Origin of the sequence: Snodgrassella sp. CFCC 13594, assembly GCF_001590725.1 — a bacterium.
Classification (GTDB): Bacteria; Pseudomonadota; Gammaproteobacteria; order Burkholderiales; family Neisseriaceae; genus Snodgrassella.
In genome coordinates this window covers 96,792-116,044 of record NZ_LQXR01000005.1, presented here as the reverse complement: position 1 = coordinate 116,044, position 19,253 = coordinate 96,792, and the positions used below count along the sequence as shown (strand labels likewise).

The following is a 19,253-nucleotide window of genomic DNA, read 5'->3' as shown; positions in this document are numbered from 1 at the left end:
AGCCTAATGAAGGTGCGGTAGTAGTTGCCTGAAAAGCCATCATAGCTTCAGCGGCTATATGTGGACCATGAGGCAATGGTGTTGCCGCAAGTATGGCTTGGTTTGCGATGGCCTAAATCATAATGGAGATAAGCTGATGAGTGTTCAAGCACTGGCCGGCATTAAGGTTTTGGATTTGTCGCGGGTGTTGGCGGCGCAGGGTGCACGCAAATTCTGGCAGACTTGGGGGCCGAAGTCATTAAAATAGAGCGTCCAAAGATGGGGGATGAGACCCGGCAGTGGACACCCCCCACTTTTGCCGATGGCACGTCTGCTTATTTCGCCACGGTGAACCGCAATAAAAAATCGGTTACGGTGGACATGGCTTCTGAGCAAGGCCAGTCCATTTTGCGGCGCCTGGCACAAGATGCAGACATCGTGGTGGAAAATTTTAAAGTGGGTGGTTTGGCTAAATATGGTTTGGATTACGATAGTCTTAAAGCCATCAATCCCGGGCTAATTTATGCGTCGCTCACAGGTTTTGGGCAAACGGGGCCTGATGCGCATAAGCCTGGTTACGATTATATTATTCAAGGTCTGAGTGGTTTGATGAGTATCACGGGCCCAGAGGCGGGCTTGCCGCATAAAGTAGGCGTGGCTGTGGTGGATTTGTTTGCGGGACTACAGTTAACCATTGGTATTCAGGCAGCTTTGCTGGTGCGCGCGCAAACGGGTTTGGGTCAGCATGTGGATGTAGCGCTTCTGGACAGTGCTTTGGCGCTCACGGCCAATGTGGGGATGAATTGCTTGGCGAGTGATCAGGTGCCGCCGCGCTTAGGCAATGCCCATCCTAATATCGTGCCTTATCAAGTGTTTGAAACAGCTGGTAGCCAACATTTGATTTTGGCGTGTGGCAATGATCAGCAATTTGCTGCGGTGAGCCAATTAATGGGAGCAGAGTGGCATCTGGATGAGCGGTTTGCCACCAATCCTGCGCGAGTGGTTCATCGTGAGCAGTTGATTGCGCGAATGCAGCCATTGATGTTGAGCCAAAATCGGAATGAGTGGATTGCGCTCTTTGAATCGGCACGGATACCCTGTGGACCGATTAACAATATTGCAGAAGCCTTGTCTATGCCACAAACGAAAGCGCGTGAAATGGTGGTGGATTTTGCTTTTTCAGGCAGCCCAGTTAAGGTGTTGGGTAACCCAATCCGATTGTCTGGCTCACCCATACAATATCGGTTGGCCCCGCCCATGCTGGGTGCCGATACCCAATCCGTGCTTTTGAGTTTGGGTTATGACCCATCAGCCTTGGCGCAATGGCATCGCCAAGGTGTGATTTAGCGGTGTTGGTATGAAAAAGCATTGCCCGCTAACGGCGTATGCTGCAGTGCATGCAATTGCGGCCACAAACAGGTGGACTTGGCTATAATAGGCCCTTCTATTGTGGGGCGTTGGCCTCATTTATTTGTGCTGCTTAAAAAATAATAAGAAAACAATGATAAAGGAAAAGGAACCTTGATGACCGAAACCATCGAACGCGATAGTATGCAATACGATGTGGTGATTGTGGGTGCTGGCCCATCTGGTTTGAGTGCGGCCATTCGCTTGAAACAACTTGCCGAACAACACAATCGCGACATCAGCGTGTGTGTGGTCGAAAAAGGCTCTGAAGTCGGCGCACATAGCCTCTCCGGTGCTGTATTGGATCCTAGGGCACTCACTGAATTAGTGCCTGATTGGCAAGAAAAAGGCGCCCCGCTGACGCGGCCGGTAACTGAAGATTGTTTTCTGTTTTTAACAGCACAAAAAAGTTATCGCCTACCCACCCCGCGCTCATTTCACAATGAAGGCAACTATATCATTAGCTTGGGGTTGTTGTGTCGCTGGTTGGCACAGCAGGCTGAAGCAATGGGCGTGGAAATTTATCCTGGGTTTGCTGCAACGCAAGTGTTGTTGCATGAGGATGGATCGGTGAAGGGTATCCGCACAGGTGACATGGGCGTGGGCAAAGACGGCCTACCCACCGAGAACTTTCAACCGGGCATGGATTTATGGGCACAGCAAACCATCTTTTCCGAAGGGTGCCGTGGCTCGCTCACCAAATCGCTGCTGGCTCGATTTGGATTAGATCAAGTGGCGCAAGCACCAACATATGGCTTGGGTATTAAAGAATTGTGGGAAATTGATCCCGCACAATCGAGACCAGGAACGGTGATGCACAGTGTGGGCTGGCCCATGGACACCAAAACCTATGGTGGGGCATTTTTATACCATTTGGATGACAATAAAGTGGCAGTGGGTTTTGTGGTGGGTTTGGATTATCAAAATCCATATTTATCGCCATTTGAAGAGTTTCAACGGTATAAAACACACCCTGAGATACGCAAAATTTTTGTTGGAGGGCGTCGGATTGCCTATGGTGCAAGAGCGTTGAGTGAAGGTGGATTGCAGAGTTTGCCCAAGCTGACTTTTCCTGGTGGAGTGTTGGTGGGTGATGCGGCTGGTACGCTGAATGTGCCGCGAATCAAAGGCAACCACACCGCAATGAAATCAGGTATGTTGGCGGCAGAAGCGATTATGTCAGTATTGCAAGCATCGCAAGAATCCTATGAATATAGTGTAGAAGCGACGGCATATACCGATTTATTTAAGCAAAGCTGGCTTTATGAAGAGCTGCATGGTGTACGGAATGTGCGTCCTGCATTTAAATGGGGCTTGTTCCCAGCAATGGCTTATGCGGCATTGGATGAATATGTGTTCAAGGGTAAAGCGCCGTGGACTTTAAAACATCATGGTACCGATCATGGCTCCCTGAAAAAAGCACAAGATTGCCTACCCATTGTTTATCCCAAACCCGATGGTGAAATCACATTTGATCGTTTGAGTAGTGTGTTTTTGTCGGGCACCAATCATGAAGAAAACCAACCTTGTCATTTGCAGTTGAAAGACCCGACAGCGGCCATTCAAACCAACTACACCGAATATGCCAGCCCAGAAACCCGATATTGTCCGGCTGGGGTGTATGAAATTGTGACGGAAGAAGGCCAACCCCGCTTGCAAATCAATGCACAAAATTGTGTGCATTGTAAAACTTGTGATATTAAAGACCCCACACAAAACATCAATTGGGTTTGCCCTGAAGGCAGTGGCGGGCCAAATTATGCTGAAATGTGATTGGTAGTTTTGGCTGAATATTGATGGAATCAGCCTCATTAGATTGCCATAGAAAAATCGATCACCCCATGGTGGTCGATTTTTCTATGGCGATGCTTGGATACGCATATCCTTATTAATGTTCACGCTCGGCAAAAAAAGCATAAGTGGCGTCGTGAAATAAATCTGCTTGGGCCTCATTATCATATTGTAATTGCGCTAATTCATCCTCAAATGCAGCACGGATGTCGGTAATCGCAGTTTCCGCCACATCGGGTGGCAAAGCGTGCAATAAGCCTTTCAGTGCAGTGGCTAGTACGCGATTTTGCATACGCAATGCCTCACCCGCTTCTTCCAAGTAAGTGACACGCTCATCGATATTGCTCATAACCATTCCTCAATAATTAGGTTGTGACAACAAAAAAACGCGATCAGTTTAGCATTGCTATGGGCCAAAATTGCTATAATCTGCAAGGATTTCAATTTAGACCGCCACTTGACGTGGGTAACGGTAAGCGCTTTATGGAGTAGATTGTGAACAACAGCACCGGTGAAACCCCGCAATTTGTCTTTACCTTGAGTGATGATGTGCCGACGACGACGTCGAATAAATCAACCACATCAGCCACTACATTGCCGCTGAGGAGCGCCAATCAGAAAGCATCCAATTTGGCAGCATTGGAAACCGATGATGAGGCTGATTGGGAGCGTAGTTTAGAGCGTTTGCGCCAGCATAAGCAGCAGGAAGCAGTGCCATCATTGCCCATTGATGATATTTTTGCTCACCATGAATCTGCAGCACCACTAGTGCAAGAGCCTCAACCGGCTCGTGCCGCGCCATTGTCGCCTCATCAACCAGACAAGCCGATTACGCGAGCTGACGCCTCCATCGGGATCAGTACCAGCGAAGAGGTCATATTGGATCCGATACAGCGCGAACGGGTTTATCGGGCTTATCTGCAAGAATGGCAACATAAAACCACATTAGAACAGGAAAAAACACAATCAGCACTGAATGATGATGCGGTGTTGTTTCAAGAAGATTGGCTGGCGGCACAAAATTGCCTAACTCGAGCAGATGCGGATGCGCCTGAAGCGTGTACGGTGCGGTTGAGTCGGCACAATCAAGCAGAAGTGGTGACCTCAATGCAATCGGACAGCATGGTTCCGGCTGAAGCAGAAATGGATGACGGTGACTTCAGGCAACCTGAAGCCAGTATTGAACAAGGCATCACAACCCCGGAGGCGCCTGCTCAGATTACGCATGTTCATTTGCATGTGATTGAGCCGCAAGGCGCGCAAGGGCGTTCCGTGCGTTGTGTGTCTGAAGCTGCATTGTTAGCGCAAATAGCAGAAAAGTTGCGGCCGCATCTGGCTGATGCCATGGCCGGCATGATGCGCGTGGCCATTCAGAAGCATATGGCACATGTCATTGCCAACATACAAAAGCAGCTACTGGCAGATATTCCGAATGTGGTGGATGAAGTGCTGGATCACAATTTGGAGCGTGCTTTGCAGCAGGTTAAAAAAACAGCGCGGCGGTAACGTTGTCAAGTTACTGTCACAATGTGCTTTTATAATGACGGCTATTGCAACTAAAAAGCAGCGTGGAAAACTTTATGGCAGAGCATATTTCAAGCCAGTTCAACAGCGAATTGGAAAGCGTGCGCACCTTGGTGATGCAAATGGGCGGGTTGGTGGAAAAGCAGTTAACCGATACTTTGTCGGCGCTGTTGTCCATGAATGCTGCTGATTTAAAGCCAGTCATTGAATCCGATAGTGAAATCAATGCCATGGAGGTGCAAATTGATGATGAGTGTCAGCTCATTATTGCGCGCAGGCAGCCCGCTGCGGGCGATTTGCGTTTGGTGTTGACCGTGACACGAATCATCGTTGACTTGGAACGTATTGGTGATGAAATCAAAAAAGCAGCGTTAACTGCTTATGAATTGATGGATCATGATCGCGTGGTGGCCAGCGATTTTTATGAATTCAATCGCATGTGCAATCAAACCAACGTCATGTTGCGCACAGCCTTAGATGCCTTTGCACGCATTGATACAGATGCGTTGCTGAATTTGGTTCAAGCCGATCGGCAGGTGGATTACGACTACCGCAATCAAACCCGAAGTTTGATCACTTACATGATGGAAGATCCGCGCACCATCAGTACGTCAATTGATTTGATGTTTATGAGTAAGGCAGTGGAACGCATCGGTGATCATGCGGTGAATATAGCGGAACATGTGGTGTATTTGGCCAAGGGCATTGATGTTCGGCACTCTCCATTGGAAACGGTTAAGGCTGTGTTGGATCAGTCCTGATCGATGGATAAACGCACAACAGCCAACCTTAAAAGGTTGGCTGTTGTGCGTTTATAGAATGGATTTGTCCAGTAGGTTGATTGTTTCAGGCAGCCTAAACGCCTTAATGAGATTGTGATTTGTTTTGAGGTTGTTTGATTATTTTGCGCTCCGGTTGTACTTTGACCAGCAAGGGCAGATGATCGGATAGACTTTGCCAAGGGAGGCCCCGCATCGATTTTGCCGCTAAAACATCCAAGTGCCGCGTGTATACGCGATCTAAGCTCAGAATGGGCAAGCGCGCTGGAAAGGTTTTGGGCATATTGCCTTGGCAGGCAAAAGCTTCCTGTAAACCCAGGTTTTCCCCCAAGTTTTCGCATGAACGCCGCCGCCAATCATTGAAATCCCCAGCTAAAATCAATGGACTATCGGGATTGATGTGGGTGTTGATGTATTCGTAAATGGCTTGGTATTGTTTTTCGCGATCGGGTTCGCGCAGGTTTAAATGAGCACACAAACACACCAGTGGCAATGACCAACTTTCCGGCTGAATTTCGCAATGTAATACGCCGCGTTGCTCCATCTGGTTGACTGTAATGTTGAGATTGTTGCGGGTGATGATAGGCAAATTACTGAGAATAGCATTGCCATGGTCGCGTAACTTATATTGAGCATTTTTGCCGTAACTGGCTTCGCAGTCCAGAGCCTCACTGAGAATTTGGTAATGAGGCTGGCGGGGAAAGTTCGGTAATTGTTGCGCCCGTTTCAAGTTTTGGCCTTGCACTTCTTGTAAAAACAAGACATCTGGCGAAAGGCCTTTGAGCGCCGCAGCCATTTGGTCTAATTTGACTTGTTGGTTGAGTGGCGACATACCTTTGTGCATGTTATAGGTTGCAATGGTTAAGGCACTACTCATAGGGTTTCCTTAAGCGGCGGAAAATTTCGCCGGTATGTGCCAATGTTGCGGTAACTGGCGAATGGCATCCGCATTTGAAGGGGAGAATACTTTTTCTGCGGCTTCTTGCCTATCATACCAGCCCCAGCGTAAGTGTTCGCGTGTGGATAGGGAGATTTGGCTATCAGCGGGAATGCAGGCAGAAAAAAAGTGTTCGGTATTGTGGGTGACACCAGGGGCATAGCGATGGCGCCAATGCGCATAAATTTCATAGCAACAGGACGCATGCCAGTTTTGCAGTGCATGCGGTGCCAATCTGATGCTTGTTTCCTCATGCACTTCTCGCCGGGCAGTTTGAATTGGCTGTTCACCCGTTTCAAAGCTGCCTGTCACTGATTGCCAGAAACCAGGTTTATCGGCCCGCTCAAGCAATAAAATTTGCCCTAATGGGTTGTAAATGACCACCAATACTGATTGCGGTTGTTTGTACGCCTGGGTGCGTGCTGGATCCAATTTGGTCATGTTTTTGGCTCATCATGACTTGTTTGGGTATCAACAGTCATCTTTTGTTGTTCATTAAGAGGTTCAGCTGATGGCGTATTTGGAAGACTATGCAAGTCAGCACGGATAGGATCGTTATCGGTATTTAAAATGCGTACTTCGCGCTGGGGAAAAGGCAAATCAATACCTGCTTCTTTAAATCGATTCCAAATTTCTAGGAAAATAGCGGAATTTAATGCAAGAAATCCATTTTCGGGATCGGTTACCCAGTAACCGACACGCAAATTAATACCGGAATCCGCGAAGGCAACCACAAAACTACTGGGCGGTGGGTCTGTACTCACCCGCTCTTGCTTGGCTGCCGCCTGTTGCAAAATCGCTAAAGCTTGCGGGAGCGCCGTATTATAAGCCACCTGAATGTCCACACTGGTCCATAATGCCTTGCTGGTGTAAGACTCATTGACGACAGTGGAAGAAATAAAATTGTCATTGGGAACCAATGCTTCGGCGCCATTAGCATTGCGTAAAACCACGAACCGAGACGTAATTTTGGTGACATAGCCGGTAAAGTTGTTGATCGTTAGACGGTCACCCAAACGAATGGAGCGATCGGCCAAAATAATAAAACCAGAAACATAAGTACTGGCGATTTTTTGTAAGCCGAAGCCAAGACCCACGCCTAATGCGCCACCAAATACCGACAATACAGTCAAGTCAATGCCTACCATAGGTAAAGCCAGCAAGACCGCAATGGTCACCAGTAGGCTTTTGACGATTTTGCTCAGTACAAAGCGTAAATTCAAATCCAATTTTGACGCTTGCATGATTTGGTTGTTAATCATTTGCGACAGCCATAAGGCGCCTACCACCACCATGCACACGGTAATCACTGCGGTAATCACGGTCCACATATTCAAGCTGGTGCTGCCCAAGGGTATTTTCAGACTTTTCAGCACCTTGATGATATTGTCGTCCATGCCAGAAAGCCAAAAGACAAAAATAACCCATAAAGTAGCTGCTAGCGTGCGTTCCAGTGTTTCCGTGAAGCGTCCATTGGGTACGGCACCATGCAGAATGGCCAAACACAAACGAATTAAAATCATCCACCGCGCCGCCATGGCTAACAATTGTAGCCACACTGTGCGGTGGCCCGTGAGTTGCCAGACATAAATACCAATGATGGCAAACACCAACAGCAAAATGGGCCACGTGATGCGCTGAATGATGTGGCGGATAAATAGCTTACTATTGGTGATGGTGGTGGCTGCGCGTGCCGGCATCCATTTACGGCTTAACCAGAAACTGATGCCCATCAAGCTGCACAGATGGCCAATTCAAACCAACCCCATGGGGTATTAAAGCTGCGGTCAGCCAGATGAGAGAAAAATTGCTGGCGGGTAAACAAACTGGTAAAAAAACCAGTAACATCAATTTGGGAGTGATCAATAATGGCCTGGCTGTGGTCAGCAATGTTGGCAATGGCAGGTTGGGCCATAAGGTAAGCAGTCCTTTAATAGGTTTTTAGTACATGGGTAAAAGTGCAGTGGATTCTTACTGTAATCCTTGCAGGGCAAGGAGTATATATCGACATTCCATGTTAAGAAAAATCACCTTACTCCACAAGACAAAACAGTTAAATAAGCGTTAAACGACGTAGGCTGGGGCTTGTTTTTCTTGATTTCGTTAATAATAACTGGATTTGTTGTTAAACATATAGAAGAGGTTGCCTGAAAACAGAATAACGACAGCCATTGGCTATCGTTATTATTCATATCTTGTGACTAAACTATTTAGGTATCTGGATATTTAAGCAAATACTTTGAAGCGTTGGGCGTCATCCATAAAGGTTTTTTCACTAAATGGCGCTTCATTGGCCCCAAAAGGCATTTGGGCACGCAATTTCCATGAAGTAGGAATTCCCCATTCAGCAGCGGCAGCGGCATCAGGTAGCGGATTGTAGTGTTGTAGGCTGGCGCCAATGTTGGCGTTGGCCAAGGCTGTCCATACGGCGTATTGGGCCATCCCGCTGGCTTGCTCTGACCAAATAGGGAAATTATCAGCGTAAGATTTGAACTGTTGCTGAAGTGATTTTATTGTGTCTTGATCTTCATAAAATAGCACGGTACCTGCACCAGCAGCAAAGCTGGTGATTTTTGCATCCGTGGGCGCAAAGGCATCAGCGGGTACAATTTTGCGCAATTCATCTTTTACGATTTGCCAGAATTTTTCACTGTGTTGCCCGAATAAAATCACTGCGCGAGAACTCTGAGAATTGAATGAAGAAGGCGATAATTTAATCGCAGTCTCAATCAGCGCGGTGACTTCTGTTTGGCTAGCGGGTAATGTTTTTCCTAAAGCGTATTGAGTACGGCGTTTTTCAATAGCGGTAATTAAAGTGTTGGTCATGATAATGCCTCTGTAAGAGTGTGCAGTTGAATTAAAGTAAACTGGGTTTGAGTATAGCGCGAATGATTCTCGGATTTAATGTCTTAAATAGCAACAAATGATTAACCAATAATAAAGCATGAAACAAAAACGGGTTTGTGCGTGTGAGTGTTACCAATTTTTAATTGAGTCTATATCAATTTGCAGAGCGGCGAGGGCGATTGATATTTTCTTTTGGTCTGTTACAATAGCTTCCATGAATTCGCGCAAGCCGCCTGATTGGCGGCTTGCCTTTTTATTATTGTTTTGTTGCACCATGCCTGAAATTGTTTAGGCAGGCGTATGGAGAAGGTGATGCAGAAAGTTCCGTTAACAGTGGTGGGTGCCGATTTGCTCAAGCAAGAGTTGCAGCAGCTCAAAAGCGTTGCGCGACCGGCTGTGATTGAGGCTATTGCAGAAGCTCGCTCGCATGGCGATTTGTCGGAAAATGCTGAATACGATGCGGCAAAGGAAAAACAGGGCTTTATTGAAGGGCGGATTGCTGAAATTGAGCACAAATTATCATTGGCCCATGTCATTGACCCCAAAGAGATACATGCAGAAGGAAAAGTGGTTTTTGGTGCTACCGTGACTTTGGAAGATTTGGAAACGGAAGAAGTGGTGACTTACCAAATTGTTGGTGAGGATGAGGCTGACATCAAAGAGCGTAAGATTTTTGTGGGTTCTCCCATTGCCCGTGCCTTGATCGGCAAAGAAGAAGGGGATGTAGCGGAAGTGCAAGCCCCGGGCGGTGTGCGCGAATATGAGGTTATGACCGTTCAATACATCTAATGTTGCTGGATAACTGCTTTGATGGCGGCTGGTGTTCTTAAGTTAAGTCATATCCAATTCTCATACATAGACTGCGCCAGATTAATCTATCCAAATACATGTTTTGGTTGACAAAAATAGCCGATTTGGCGAAGATATGCTTGTTTTTGTGAAAGAAAGAGGCAATTATGCAACGATGTGTCGCCATATTGATTGGGTTGTGGTTGGGTATGCAACTGACAGTGGGCTATGTGGTGGCACCGGTGCTCTTTGCTGCTTTGCCGAAAATGGTTGCAGGCAATATTGCGGGTAGCCTATTTGGAATAGTGGGTTACGCTGGTTTGATTGTGTGGTTTATGGCGATTTTGCTGGGTCGCCGTTTACAGGAACGCAGTTTCTTGCCCAGCCGCACGATAGCGTGGATGGTGGTGTTGTGGTGTTTGCTGGCGGTCAGCCAATGGTTGGTGACGCCAGTGATTGTGGCTTTAAAAACCGGCAGTCAACAATGGCTGTTGTCTTTGTTGGGAGGCAGTTTCGGGTTATGGCACGGTCTATCCAGCAGTATTTATTTGGCGACGAGCTAATTGGCCTGTATTTGGTCTTTAAATTGGTACGCTTTGAGTGGCATTAGATGGTCTTATTGCACACATAGTTGCTTATTCATGACTCAATAAAGCTTTTCAGGCTGCCTGAAAAGCTTTATTGGTTTTTATGCCGACATTTTGTTATTGATCTTCAGGCTTGCGGCGATACAAGACCAATTGTTTGCCGATGTGTTGAATTAATTGCGCGCCAGTGGCTTCGCATAAGGCTTCGGCAATGGCTAGGCGAGCGCTGCGCTCATCACCGGCTACTTGAACTTTAATCAATTCATGTGCATTTAGATTGCGTTCAGTTTCTTGGATAACCGAATCGCTTAAGCCGTTCTGGCCGATCAAAACCACGGCATGCAGGTGGTGGGCTTGTGCTTTGAGTGCCAAGATGTCTTTGGTGCTGAGGGTGGTTTGGCTCATGATGTGGTGTCTAACTCGTTAGAAGCAAATAAAAGTTGTATTGTACTGTTAAATTGACCTTCAGGCAGCCTGAAGAGCAGATTATTCTTTGTGGCTGTTGGCGGTTTCGGGCTACAATGTGCCGCTCTTTTCAAGAAATAATATTATGGCGGTTCGATCCAAATCATCTAGTGCGTGGCTGCATGAGCATGTCAATGATCCTTATGTGCATTTGGCACAAAAAGCTGGATACCGTGCTCGCGCGGCGTTTAAATTATTAGAAATTGATGAAAAAGACCACCTGTTCAAACAGGGTATGGTGGTGGCGGATTTAGGCAGTGCTCCTGGTAGTTGGTCGCAGGTTGCGGTTAAACGACTGGGCAATGGCGGACGTGTTTTTGCTCTGGATATACTGCCGATGGAATCAATTGACGGAGTGGATTTTATCCAAGGTGATTTCCGTGAAGAAACCGTATTGAATCAATTTGAAAATTTATTGGGCGGTAGCGTGGTCGACCTTGTAATTTGCGATATGGCCCCCAATATGTCTGGCAATAATGTGACCGATCAGGCAAAAAGTTTTTATCTGTCTGAGCTGGCGTTGGATTTTGCCAAGGTTCATTTGCGCCCAGATGGCGACTTTTTGGTTAAGGTGTTTCAAGGCGTAGGACTGACTGAATTTCAGGCAGCCATGAAAACGGTGTTTAAGCAGGTTGTGGTGCGCAAGCCCAAAGCTTCGCGTAATCGCTCCAATGAAATTTATCTATTGGGTCGCCATAAGCACTGACAAGGCTTATGCCCTCTATTACAATGTGCTGCTTTTGCAGCAATATGAATTTAACCTTAGGAGTTTGTGACAGTGCGGAACACCGTAAAAAATCTTTTGGTTTGGTTGGTGCTCGGTGTGGTGTTGATCGCCGCGTATGATGCTTTGACTGAGAAAAAAGACAGTAAGCAGCAAGTCGAATATTCACAGTTCATGCAGCAAGTGAATAATGGTGAAGTAGAGAATGTGAATATCGAAGGTTCTGTGGTTAACGGATACCAAATCAAAGGTGTGCGCACAGATAAAACCCAATTCATCACCAATGCGCCGCTGGATGATAATTTAATCAGTACTTTGCTGGATAAAAAAGTGCGCGTGAATGTGATTCCAGAAGAAAAACCCAGCATACTTAGCAGCATCTTGATTAGCTTGCTCCCTGTGTTGCTGTTAATTGGGGTATGGTTTTATTTTATGCGCTCCATGCAAGGTGGGGCAGGCGGCAAAGGCGGTGCCTTTTCCTTTGGTAAGAGCCGAGCACGCTTGTTGGATAAAGACACCAATACTGTGACCTTTGCTGATGTCGCAGGCTGTGATGAAGCGAAAGAAGAAGTTCAGGAAATTGTGGATTACCTGAAGGCACCGCAGCGTTACCAGACCCTGGGTGGTCGTGTACCACGCGGTATTTTATTGGCAGGCAGCCCCGGTACTGGTAAAACATTATTGGCCAAAGCCATCGCTGGTGAAGCTAAAGTGCCGTTTTTCAGTATTTCCGGTTCTGACTTCGTAGAAATGTTTGTGGGTGTGGGTGCTTCCCGTGTTCGTGACATGTTTGAACAGGCCAAGAAAAACGCGCCTTGTATTATCTTTATTGATGAAATTGATGCGGTTGGTCGTCAGCGCGGTGCCGGCCTAGGTGGTGGCAACGATGAACGCGAGCAAACTTTGAATCAATTGTTGGTAGAAATGGATGGCTTTGAGAGCAATGCCACGGTCATCGTTATTGCCGCTACCAATCGCCCTGATGTACTGGATCCAGCTTTGCAGCGCCCAGGTCGATTTGACCGTCAAGTAGTGGTGCCGTTGCCAGATATTCGCGGGCGTGAGCAGATTTTGAAGGTGCATGCTCAAAAAGTACCTTTGGATGTATCGGTGGATTTGGCGGTATTGGCACGTGGTACACCAGGGTTTTCAGGTGCAGACTTGGCCAATTTGGTGAATGAAGCCGCTTTATTTGCAGGCCGACGCAATAAAACCAAAGTTGATATGGGCGATTTTGAAGATGCCAAAGACAAAATCTACATGGGTCCAGAGCGCCGCTCTATGGTGATGCATGAGGATGAGAAAAAAGCCACGGCCTATCATGAATCTGGTCATGCTGTGGTGGCCGAAAGCTTGGAAGGCACTGATCCGGTGCATAAAGTCACCATTATGCCGCGTGGTCGGGCATTGGGTTTGACTTGGCAGCTGCCTGAGCGTGACCGTATCAGTATGTACAAAGATCAAATGCTGAATCAAATTTCAATTTTATTTGGTGGCCGCATTGCTGAGCAAATTTATATTGGTCGCGTTTCTACAGGGGCTTCCAACGATTTTGAACGGGCCACACAAATTGCCCGTGACATGGTGACGCGCTATGGGATGTCAGACAAAATGGGTCCAATGGTGTATGGCGAGAATGAAAGTGAAGTATTTTTAGGTCGTTCCGTTACCCACTCCCAGAATATTTCAGAAAAAACCATGCAAGATGTAGATGCTGAGGTTCGCCGAATCATTGATGAGCAATATGCGACAGCATATAAAATTTTAGATGAAAACCGGGATAAAATGCACACGATGGCTCGGTCGTTGATTGAGTGGGAAACCATCGATCGAGATCAAGTATTGGAGATTATGGCTGGTCAACAGCCGAGTCCGCCTAAAGACTATAGCCATAATATTCGCCCTGATGAGCCAGTGCCTGAAGCTGTGCAGACGGTGACTCCAGCCACACCAACAGAAGGTGCTTCTGCTGGTACCAACCCAGATGAAGCCGCCATCGATTCCAAAACGGTGCAGGATGGAGTCAAATCTGATGGTGATGGCACGAAACCACCGCAGGTATAATGACATCATGAAGCGGCAGCGTAGGCTGCCGCTTTTTTTCAGGCAACCTCAACCCAATGAATGGTGGGTGCCAAGCCGCTTGTGTGAAACGGAATTTGCATTATTTGACTCACCTCATGGTTCATTAAGCTGAAATCAAATAGGGTTTTATGATGGAAAATACTGCCATTCAGCGCATCAATCAAATTTGGCAATGTGGCCGCTTTGTTGTGGATGTCCAGACTCCAAAAATCATGGGTATTGTGAATATTACGCCAGATTCTTTTTCCGATGGTGGGCGGTATAGTCAATCGGTTGCTGCGGCCTTGGCACATGCGGAAAATTTGTTGCATGAAGGCGCAGATATCCTTGATGTGGGCGGCGAATCGTCACGCCCCGGCGCGGATTATGTATCGCCGCAACAAGAGTGGCAGCGTGTGGCACCCGTATTGGAAGCGTTGCATGATTGGGGTGTGCCCATTACCTTAGATACGCGCCGCATTTGGGTCATGCAACGCGCATTGGAGCAAGGATGGGTAGATGGTATTAACGATATTCAGGCTTTGCAAGATGATGGGGCTTTGGCGTTACTGTCGACCGCTGGAAATGTGGGTGTGTGCCTGATGCATATGCAAGGACTGCCTGAAAACATGCAAAATCAACCGTACTATGAAGATGTTGTGGCGGAAGTGGGGACATTTTTGTGCGCACGAGTTCAGGCTTGTCTGGCCGCTGGGATAGCGCAAACACGCATCACGGTCGACCCTGGTTTTGGGTTTGGTAAAACCCTAGAACATAATGTGCTGTTGATGCGCTACTTCGATGAATGGCTAGTGCGTGCAGGCTGTCCTGCTTTGATCGGTGTGTCGCGAAAGCGCATGATTGGCGAATTGACGCAAACCATTGAACCCAATCAACGTATTGTGGGCAGCGCCATGGCTGCGGTGGCTGCTATGGCGCGCGGGGCTGCTATTGTGCGGGTACATGATGTTGCGGCAACCAAACAAGCTTGGGCAGTGTGGCAGGCCCTGGGTACGATTTGAATCGTGCATGGTGACTATCATAAGACGATATTGCCACATGATATTTTCTGGCTGAAACACAGTGCCTGTTCTACAATAAGCACTTATTGAAACGAATAAAGGAGCCTGGCATGGCGAAACAGTATTTCGGCACTGATGGTGTGCGCGGCGAAGTGGGGCAATTCCCGATTACACCTGAGTTTGTGTTGAAATTGGCTTATGCCGCAGGCCATGTGTTGGTTAAACACGGAACGGATCATCAACCCACTGTGTTAATTGGTAAAGATACTCGAATTTCGGGCTATATGTTGGAAGCCGCGATGGAGGCTGGGTTTACAGCCGCCGGCGTTAATGTGCTGCTGACGGGTCCTCTGCCCACCCCGGGCGTGGCATACCTCACGAGGGCATTGCGCTTGGATTGTGGTGTCATGATTTCTGCATCACACAATGTTTATTCTGATAATGGCATCAAGTTTTTTGCCGAAGGTGGCGTGAAATTAAATGATGATGTCGAATTGGAAATTGAAGCGCAGTTAGAAAAGCCCATGCAAACGGTGGCTTCGGATCAATTGGGTCGGGCTCGACGCATCAATGGTGCCGTTGACCGCTACATTGAATTTTGTAAGTCTACCTTCCCCAATCATTATCATTTGCGCGGCCTGAAGCTGGTGGTGGATACCGCCAATGGCGCCGCTTATCACGTGGCGCCCAAGGTGTTTCATGAGTTGGGTGCAGAAGTGGTGTGCATCGGCGATGAGCCTGATGGGTATAACATTAACCGTAAAGTAGGCGCTACTTACACCAAAACCCTTCAGGCAGCCGTGTTGCAAAACGAGGCTGACTATGGTGTTGCACTGGACGGCGATGGTGACCGCTTGATGATGGTGGATAAGGTAGGCAAGGTTTATGATGCGATGCCCTAATTTATGTGATTGCCAAGGCCAGAGCCGCTGCAGATTGTCTGAAAGGCGGGGTGGTTGGTACAGTCATGACCAATCTGGCAATGGAATTGGCGCTGCAAGAGCGGGGGATCGACTTTGTGCGCGCCAAGGTGGGTGATCGCTATGTGTTGGAACAATTGTATGCCCATGATTGGGAATTGGGTGGCGAGGCATCAGGGCACATTGTGTGCTTGGATAAGCACAATACGGGCGATGGCATTATTTCTGCATTGCAGGTATTTGCCAGTTTGCAAGTGCTCAATCAAGACTTGGCTGCCGCGCTGGCGGATTGGCGTCCTTTTCCTCAAACCATGATTAATGTGCGCATTAAAAAAGGTCAGGATTGGCAAAGTGTCGCCACGCCGGTGGCCAGTGTGGTAGAAAAAGAATTGGGGCAACAAGGCCGAGTGGTATTGCGCCCATCTGGTACCGAGCCAGTGGTTCGGGTTATGGTAGAGGCCAAGCATGCCGATGTTGCTAAAGCGGCTGCCGAAAAAATTGCTCGGGCAATTGATGCTCAGGTTGCCTGAAAGCCCATCTGATTCAATGCGAAGGTTTGGCTGTTTATGTTTAGCCTGTTAGAAGCGTTTTTTACACAGTATGGATATTTGGCGGTGTTCGTGGTATTGGTCGCCTGCGGTTTTGGTGTGCCCATTCCGGAAGATGTGACGCTGGTCACCGGCGGGGTGATTGCAGGCTTGGGTCACGCCAATGTGCATACCATGTTTTTGGTGGGCATGGCTGGTGTACTGGTGGGTGACGGCCTGATGTTTACTGCTGGGCGCATTTATGGTCATAAAATTTTGAATTACCGTTTTGTGCAGCGGGTAATGACGCCGCAGCGCTATGCTCAGGTACAAGATAAATTTGATAAATATGGTAACCGAGTACTTTTTGTAGCGCGGTTCTTGCCTGGTTTGCGCACACCCATCTACATTACTGCTGGCATCAGCGGCAAAGTGTCTTATTGGCAATTTTTGTTGATGGATGGTTTGGCGGCAATGATCTCGGTGCCCATTTGGGTGTATTTGGGTTCATATGGTGCTGAAAACATCGACTGGCTCATGCATAAGGTGCATCAGTTTCAAACTGGGGTGTATGTGGTTATTGGTGTGGGCGCGGCGGTATTGCTGTATTACTGGTGGAAAAAACGGCAACGTGTTTTGTTTTTCCGCCGAAAAATCGCCGAAATTCGAGCGCGTCGAGCTGCACGCAAGCAACAGAAAACCACTCATTTATAGCAGTATCAGCTCTTTCTCTGTGCCAATTCTTTGCTTCATGCTTGGATAAGGAGACTTCATGTCAGAAAAAATTTATGGCGATGGTGCATTCCGACGGCCAGGGTTGATGGGTTCAACCATAGAAAATACTTACTCCGGTGCTTTGTCTTTTATGCGTCGGCAATACACCCGCAATTTAGATGGCGTGGATGTGGTGGTTTCTGGTGTACCGCTGGACTTGGCCACTACATTTCGGCCTGGTGCGCGTTTGGGGCCCGCTGCGATTCGTGCAGCCAGCGTGCAATTGGCGGAGCTCAATCTCTTTCCTTGGGGTTTTGATCCTTTTGATGACTTGGCTGTGGTTGATTATGGTGACTGCTGGTTTGATGCACATCAGCCATGGACCATACGCGAGTCTATAAAACAGCATGCTTTGGACATCATCACCAATAGTCATGCCAAGATGCTGACTTTCGGCGGCGATCATTACATTACTTACCCACTGCTGCAGGCACATGTTGAAAAATACGGGAAGCCTTTAAGTTTGCTGCATTTTGATGCACATTGCGATACTTGGCCTGACGATGCGCCTGATTCCTTAAATCATGGCACCATGTTTTATAAAGCCATTCATGATGGGTTGATTGACCCAAATGCATCAGCCCAGGTGGGTATTCGTACGTGGAATACTGATTTCATGGGTATGAACATGTTGTTTGCGCCTTGGGTGCATGAACATGGGGTAGAGGCTACGGTGGCTCGAATAGAAGACATTATTGGCGATAATCCTGTTTATCTTACTTTTGATATTGATTGTTTGGATCCCGCTTTTGCGCCCGGAACGGGGACCCCGGTAGCCGGTGGTTTGAGCTCACACCAAGCATTAAGTATCGTACGCGCACTGGGTAATTTGGATATCGTGGGTATGGACGTAGTAGAAGTAGCGCCTGCCTACGACAATGCTGAAATCACTGCCATTGCGGCTGCTCATGTGGCTGCGGATATGCTCTGTTTGATGCGCAACAAAAAAGTAGCCGGGCAGCGGTAGTGATCTGAGGTTGCCTGAAATTAAAGACGCCATCTAGGGCGTCTTTGTTATTCGTAATGTTGGTTTGGCGATTGGATCATTACCGAGGTTTGCCGATTTTGCTCTCTGTTCCCTGTAATAAGTTTTGGATGTTTTTCTTGTGGCGCAGTAGGACCAATACGGCAATAGCTACCACCGCTAATATCCACGATAAATGGGGCATGAAGAAATAAGCAACAATCGGACTGATAAGGGTGGCGATCAGTGCGGCTAAAGAAGATACTTTAAAGCCGAAGGCCATAATCAACCACACTGCCGCACAAATGAGCGCGGTTGGCCAGGATAGGGCAAACAATACGCCAATTGCCGTGGCCACACCTTTTCCGCCTTTGAACCCAAAAAAAACTGGCCACATGTGTCCCACCAACACGGCGACGGCAACCAAAGCAATGGTGATGGTGTCTAGGCCCAAGGCTGCCTGAAAATGTTGTGCCAGCCAGACGGCCAGCCAGCCTTTGAGTGCATCCCCCAGCAAGGTGAGTGCGGCCGCGGATTTTTTGCCACTGCGCAAAACATTGGTGGCGCCTGGGTTGCCTGAGCCGTAGTTGCGTGGGTCAGCCATGCCATAGGCTTTGGAAACAATGACCGCGAAGGACAGTGATCCGAGTAAATAGGCACAAGCTGTGGCGAAGAAGTTAACCATCATGGTGAGTCTTTAGACTACAATATTGAGACACGCATTTTAGCTTAGGCCAGCGGTGATGGATACAGTCTTTTTACATGGTTTGGAAGCCGAAACCTTAATTGGTGTTTATGACTGGGAGCGGCAGCAGCGGCAAACCCTAGTTCTGGATTTGGATATGGGCGTAGACCTTCAGGCAGCCGCTCGGAATGATGATATTGATGAAACCATTCATTATGCGGAGGTGGCGCAGATATTGCGCCAGACATTATCTGAACAGCAATTTCTATTGCTGGAAGCGTTGGCAGAGTTCGTGGCTCAGTTAGTGTTGCGCGAGTTTGGTGCGTTGTGGGTGCGTGTGAAAGTGGTGAAACCGGGTATTTTGCCGCATGTACGCAGCGTGGGCGTGCAAATTGAGCGTGGTATAGATAACGATTAATGCGGTGCTCCAACGGCTCGGGAACTCCCTCCCACACGCCACACGCATTA

General features: G+C 47.9%; 21 protein-coding genes and 1 pseudogene. 13 read left to right on the top strand and 9 right to left on the bottom strand.

What is annotated here, in order from left to right:
* Window positions 1–222: 222 nt before the first annotated feature.
* Both A2F46_RS04970 and A2F46_RS04965 read left to right on the top strand, forming a co-directional pair.
* Window positions 223–1,326 carry a CaiB/BaiF CoA-transferase family protein gene (locus A2F46_RS04970; RefSeq protein ID WP_231867706.1) on the top strand — a complete coding sequence of 368 codons (1,104 nt, stop codon included), beginning with the start codon at window positions 223–225 and terminating at the stop codon, window positions 1,324–1,326.
* A 177-nt stretch (window positions 1,327–1,503) separates the two neighbouring features.
* On the top strand, window positions 1,504–3,159 hold the full coding sequence (locus A2F46_RS04965) for an electron transfer flavoprotein-ubiquinone oxidoreductase (RefSeq protein ID WP_066567471.1): 1,656 nt from the start codon (window positions 1,504–1,506) through the stop codon (window positions 3,157–3,159).
* A gap of 115 nt (window positions 3,160–3,274) precedes the next feature.
* Here A2F46_RS04965 and A2F46_RS04960 read toward each other — a convergent pair whose 3' ends face one another.
* Entirely contained in the window at window positions 3,275–3,526 is a 252-nt protein-coding gene (locus tag A2F46_RS04960; RefSeq protein ID WP_066567468.1) for a hypothetical protein, read from the bottom strand.
* A 146-nt stretch (window positions 3,527–3,672) separates the two neighbouring features.
* On the opposite strand from A2F46_RS04960, the gene A2F46_RS04955 reads away from it, so the two are divergent.
* Together A2F46_RS04955 and phoU are read left to right on the top strand one after the other, a co-directional pair.
* Window positions 3,673–4,683, top strand: a complete 1,011-nt coding sequence (locus A2F46_RS04955) for a hypothetical protein (protein ID WP_066567461.1) — start codon at window positions 3,673–3,675, stop codon at window positions 4,681–4,683.
* 74 nt (window positions 4,684–4,757) lie between these two features.
* A complete protein-coding gene (gene phoU / locus A2F46_RS04950) occupies window positions 4,758–5,462 on the top strand; it encodes a phosphate signaling complex protein PhoU (RefSeq protein ID WP_066567459.1) in 705 nt (234 codons plus the stop codon).
* Between the two features lie 103 nt (window positions 5,463–5,565).
* Here the strand turns inward: phoU and A2F46_RS04945 are convergent, their stop codons facing one another.
* The 6 genes from A2F46_RS04945 to A2F46_RS12285 form a co-directional block, all read right to left on the bottom strand.
* Window positions 5,566–6,357: an endonuclease/exonuclease/phosphatase family protein gene (locus A2F46_RS04945; protein ID WP_066567456.1), complete on the bottom strand. Its 792-nt coding sequence runs from the start codon at window positions 6,355–6,357 to the stop codon at window positions 5,566–5,568.
* A 9-nt stretch (window positions 6,358–6,366) separates the two neighbouring features.
* Complete coding sequence (nudB, locus tag A2F46_RS04940) at window positions 6,367–6,858, bottom strand: dihydroneopterin triphosphate diphosphatase (protein WP_066567453.1); 492 nt, start codon at window positions 6,856–6,858, stop codon at window positions 6,367–6,369.
* Entirely contained in the window at window positions 6,855–8,117 is a 1,263-nt protein-coding gene (locus A2F46_RS04935; protein ID WP_231867705.1) for a mechanosensitive ion channel family protein, read from the bottom strand. Before A2F46_RS04935 ends, nudB begins: the two co-directional genes overlap by 4 nt.
* Window positions 8,118–8,149: 32 nt before the next feature.
* Window positions 8,150–8,332 carry a hypothetical protein gene (locus tag A2F46_RS12920; protein WP_082783579.1) on the bottom strand — a complete coding sequence of 61 codons (183 nt, stop codon included), beginning with the start codon at window positions 8,330–8,332 and terminating at the stop codon, window positions 8,150–8,152.
* Between the two features lie 311 nt (window positions 8,333–8,643).
* Window positions 8,644–9,246: a nitroreductase family protein gene (locus A2F46_RS04930; protein ID WP_231867708.1), complete on the bottom strand. Its 603-nt coding sequence runs from the start codon at window positions 9,244–9,246 to the stop codon at window positions 8,644–8,646.
* Window positions 9,247–9,393: 147 nt separating this feature from the next.
* The gene (locus A2F46_RS12285) at window positions 9,394–9,540 is read right to left on the bottom strand and encodes a hypothetical protein (protein ID WP_156471562.1); all 147 of its coding nucleotides are present in this window, start codon (window positions 9,538–9,540) and stop codon (window positions 9,394–9,396) included.
* A gap of 36 nt (window positions 9,541–9,576) precedes the next feature.
* Here A2F46_RS12285 and greA point away from each other — a divergent pair, with 36 nt between their 5' ends.
* Together greA and A2F46_RS04920 are read left to right on the top strand one after the other, a co-directional pair.
* Entirely contained in the window at window positions 9,577–10,053 is a 477-nt protein-coding gene (gene greA, locus A2F46_RS04925; RefSeq protein WP_066567551.1) for a transcription elongation factor GreA, read from the top strand.
* A gap of 167 nt (window positions 10,054–10,220) precedes the next feature.
* Window positions 10,221–10,616, top strand: coding sequence for a DUF4149 domain-containing protein (locus A2F46_RS04920; RefSeq protein ID WP_066567447.1), 396 nt, complete (start codon window positions 10,221–10,223; stop codon window positions 10,614–10,616).
* Window positions 10,617–10,757: 141 nt separating this feature from the next.
* On the opposite strand, the gene yhbY is transcribed toward A2F46_RS04920, so the two are convergent.
* Complete coding sequence (gene yhbY / locus A2F46_RS04915) at window positions 10,758–11,045, bottom strand: ribosome assembly RNA-binding protein YhbY (protein ID WP_066567444.1); 288 nt, start codon at window positions 11,043–11,045, stop codon at window positions 10,758–10,760.
* 145 nt (window positions 11,046–11,190) lie between these two features.
* Between yhbY and A2F46_RS04910 the strand changes: the two genes are divergently transcribed.
* From A2F46_RS04910 to speB, 6 genes and pseudogenes are all read left to right on the top strand, one after another.
* Entirely contained in the window at window positions 11,191–11,811 is a 621-nt protein-coding gene (locus tag A2F46_RS04910) for an RlmE family RNA methyltransferase (protein ID WP_066567548.1), read from the top strand.
* A gap of 72 nt (window positions 11,812–11,883) precedes the next feature.
* Window positions 11,884–13,893, top strand: coding sequence for an ATP-dependent zinc metalloprotease FtsH (gene ftsH / locus A2F46_RS04905; RefSeq protein WP_066567441.1), 2,010 nt, complete (start codon window positions 11,884–11,886; stop codon window positions 13,891–13,893).
* Window positions 13,894–14,042: 149 nt separating this feature from the next.
* The gene (folP, locus tag A2F46_RS04900; RefSeq protein ID WP_082783578.1) at window positions 14,043–14,915 is read left to right on the top strand and encodes a dihydropteroate synthase; all 873 of its coding nucleotides are present in this window, start codon (window positions 14,043–14,045) and stop codon (window positions 14,913–14,915) included.
* A gap of 110 nt (window positions 14,916–15,025) precedes the next feature.
* A pseudogene (gene glmM / locus A2F46_RS04895) lies at window positions 15,026–16,365 on the top strand (phosphoglucosamine mutase).
* A 36-nt stretch (window positions 16,366–16,401) separates the two neighbouring features.
* On the top strand, window positions 16,402–17,076 hold the full coding sequence (locus tag A2F46_RS04890; protein ID WP_066567435.1) for a DedA family protein: 675 nt from the start codon (window positions 16,402–16,404) through the stop codon (window positions 17,074–17,076).
* Between the two features lie 58 nt (window positions 17,077–17,134).
* A complete protein-coding gene (gene speB, locus A2F46_RS04885; protein WP_066567433.1) occupies window positions 17,135–18,103 on the top strand; it encodes an agmatinase in 969 nt (322 codons plus the stop codon).
* Window positions 18,104–18,182: 79 nt separating this feature from the next.
* Here speB and plsY read toward each other — a convergent pair whose 3' ends face one another.
* Window positions 18,183–18,785 carry a glycerol-3-phosphate 1-O-acyltransferase PlsY gene (gene plsY / locus A2F46_RS04880; RefSeq protein ID WP_066567545.1) on the bottom strand — a complete coding sequence of 201 codons (603 nt, stop codon included), beginning with the start codon at window positions 18,783–18,785 and terminating at the stop codon, window positions 18,183–18,185.
* A gap of 58 nt (window positions 18,786–18,843) precedes the next feature.
* Here plsY and folB point away from each other — a divergent pair, with 58 nt between their 5' ends.
* The gene (folB, locus tag A2F46_RS04875; RefSeq protein WP_066567431.1) at window positions 18,844–19,203 is read left to right on the top strand and encodes a dihydroneopterin aldolase; all 360 of its coding nucleotides are present in this window, start codon (window positions 18,844–18,846) and stop codon (window positions 19,201–19,203) included.
* The last annotated feature ends 50 nt before the right edge of the window (window positions 19,204–19,253 follow it).

What these genes read in the sequence shown, in the direction of transcription:
- plsY (WP_066567545.1), bottom strand. Translation starts at nt 18,785, where the DNA reads ATGGTTAACTTCTTCGCCACAGCTTGTGCCTATTTACTCGGATCACTG.
- A2F46_RS04935 (WP_231867705.1), bottom strand. Translation starts at nt 8,117, where the DNA reads ATGCCGGCACGCGCAGCCACCACCATCACCAATAGTAAGCTATTTATC.
- speB (WP_066567433.1), top strand. Translation starts at nt 17,135, where the DNA reads ATGTCAGAAAAAATTTATGGCGATGGTGCATTCCGACGGCCAGGGTTG.
- yhbY (WP_066567444.1), bottom strand. Translation starts at nt 11,045, where the DNA reads ATGAGCCAAACCACCCTCAGCACCAAAGACATCTTGGCACTCAAAGCA.
- A2F46_RS04965 (WP_066567471.1), top strand. Translation starts at nt 1,504, where the DNA reads ATGACCGAAACCATCGAACGCGATAGTATGCAATACGATGTGGTGATT.
- A2F46_RS04960 (WP_066567468.1), bottom strand. Translation starts at nt 3,526, where the DNA reads ATGAGCAATATCGATGAGCGTGTCACTTACTTGGAAGAAGCGGGTGAG.
- A2F46_RS04890 (WP_066567435.1), top strand. Translation starts at nt 16,402, where the DNA reads ATGTTTAGCCTGTTAGAAGCGTTTTTTACACAGTATGGATATTTGGCG.
- A2F46_RS04910 (WP_066567548.1), top strand. Translation starts at nt 11,191, where the DNA reads ATGGCGGTTCGATCCAAATCATCTAGTGCGTGGCTGCATGAGCATGTC.
- A2F46_RS04920 (WP_066567447.1), top strand. Translation starts at nt 10,221, where the DNA reads ATGCAACGATGTGTCGCCATATTGATTGGGTTGTGGTTGGGTATGCAA.
- folB (WP_066567431.1), top strand. Translation starts at nt 18,844, where the DNA reads ATGGATACAGTCTTTTTACATGGTTTGGAAGCCGAAACCTTAATTGGT.
- greA (WP_066567551.1), top strand. Translation starts at nt 9,577, where the DNA reads ATGCAGAAAGTTCCGTTAACAGTGGTGGGTGCCGATTTGCTCAAGCAA.
- nudB (WP_066567453.1), bottom strand. Translation starts at nt 6,858, where the DNA reads ATGACCAAATTGGATCCAGCACGCACCCAGGCGTACAAACAACCGCAA.
- folP (WP_082783578.1), top strand. Translation starts at nt 14,043, where the DNA reads ATGATGGAAAATACTGCCATTCAGCGCATCAATCAAATTTGGCAATGT.
- A2F46_RS12285 (WP_156471562.1), bottom strand. Translation starts at nt 9,540, where the DNA reads ATGGTGCAACAAAACAATAATAAAAAGGCAAGCCGCCAATCAGGCGGC.
- A2F46_RS12920 (WP_082783579.1), bottom strand. Translation starts at nt 8,332, where the DNA reads ATGGCCCAACCTGCCATTGCCAACATTGCTGACCACAGCCAGGCCATT.
- phoU (WP_066567459.1), top strand. Translation starts at nt 4,758, where the DNA reads ATGGCAGAGCATATTTCAAGCCAGTTCAACAGCGAATTGGAAAGCGTG.
- A2F46_RS04945 (WP_066567456.1), bottom strand. Translation starts at nt 6,357, where the DNA reads ATGAGTAGTGCCTTAACCATTGCAACCTATAACATGCACAAAGGTATG.